Annotated in this window: 1 protein-coding gene; it reads right to left on the reverse strand. The window is 64.0% G+C overall.

The features are described 5' to 3' along the window. Window positions 1-218: 218 nt before the first annotated feature. Window positions 219-1,317 (reverse strand): IS1380 family transposase (locus tag MTBSS4_RS18730; protein ID WP_173984892.1); only part of this gene is annotated, 1,099 nt, incomplete at its 5' end.

Raw genomic sequence — 1,317 nt, forward strand, 5'->3', positions numbered from 1 at the left:
CCGACATTTCCCAGATAGGCGGCCCATCCGCCCCTGATTGACGCCAGAATAGCCAAATTCCGGCCCAACCGGAAGGCGGAATGGCGCGGCGATAGCCGCCGCAGCAGCAAAATCGCGACCTCGACCGCCAAGATCGACTCCGCTGGCGCGATCCCAGCTTGTTTTGCGATGGCGCGGGCACACTTCGACTGTCATCCGCCTCTTGCCGACGCTCCCAGCTAACAGCATGGCGCGAGTTCTCGTGGTCGCAGATCGTCGATCATGTCGAGGATGCGCTGGAACAGATCACGCGGCACCGCGACCTCAGCCATCTGGAAGACGGCGTAGCGGGCGTGGGTGATGACCTTCGCGCCGATCTTGACCACCTTCTCGCGGATGGTGGTCAGCGACCAGCTTTCCATCTCGTCGGGCAGGGCCAGAGTGCGCAGGAAGTTGGACAGGTTGTAGGCCAAGGCATGAAGCTGAAGCCGCACCGCGTTGGCCTTCATGGTCCGGCAGGACAGCCGGGTCCATTTCACAGCGTTCTTGCCTTCCTTGATGTACTGCTCCGCTGTGCCTCGCTGATTGTAGAAGGCGACCACGCGGGCTGCGGGGCGGGTCAGGTTGGTAACGATGAAGCCGACGCGGGGATACAGTTCGCCGGGATGCCATTCGACCTTGGCGACCACGCGGCGTTTCCGGCTCCATGATTTGGCCTGATAGCTGAAGCTGGCGTAGAACCGTTGGACATGCTTGGGCGGCCGGCCGACCGGGCGCTTGAGCTGGTGGGCGATATTGGCCTGGAGAACCGAGTTCGCCTTGAGACGGATGGTGTACTTGTAGCCCTCTGCCTCCAGGTAGTCGTAGAGGTCTGGCAGGGCGAAGGCAGCATCGCCCCGGAAGAACCGCCGCTTGGTCCTGTTCCGATACCGCGCCAACACCGGCTCCAGCACCGAGCGCCAGTCGTCGGCGCTGTGGACGTTGCCGGAGCGCAAGCTGGTCCGTTCCAGATCGCCGAATTGGTTGAAGACGAACAGCGGGTGGTAGCAGGTGCAGCCGAAATGGCCGTTGTAGGCGGTGCCTTCCTGCTCGCCGTGGGTGGGACTGACGCTGCTGTCCATGTCCAGCACCACGACGTTGGTCGGGCGGCGAGCGTGAACCGCGTCGATCCACTTCCCCGACAGGTCGGCCAGGGCGGCGAGGTTCGGCTTGCTGGTCAGCACCCCGGTCTCGAACCGCCCCATCTGGCTGGTGGACGCCGCTTCCTTGGTCACCGCCCGGCCGCCGACGATCCAACGCATCGCCGGATCATGGCCGAGGCGGTCGGCATCATTGACA

The organism is Magnetospirillum sp. SS-4 (assembly GCF_902729425.1).
Taxonomy (GTDB): domain Bacteria; phylum Pseudomonadota; class Alphaproteobacteria; order Rhodospirillales; family Magnetospirillaceae; genus Phaeospirillum.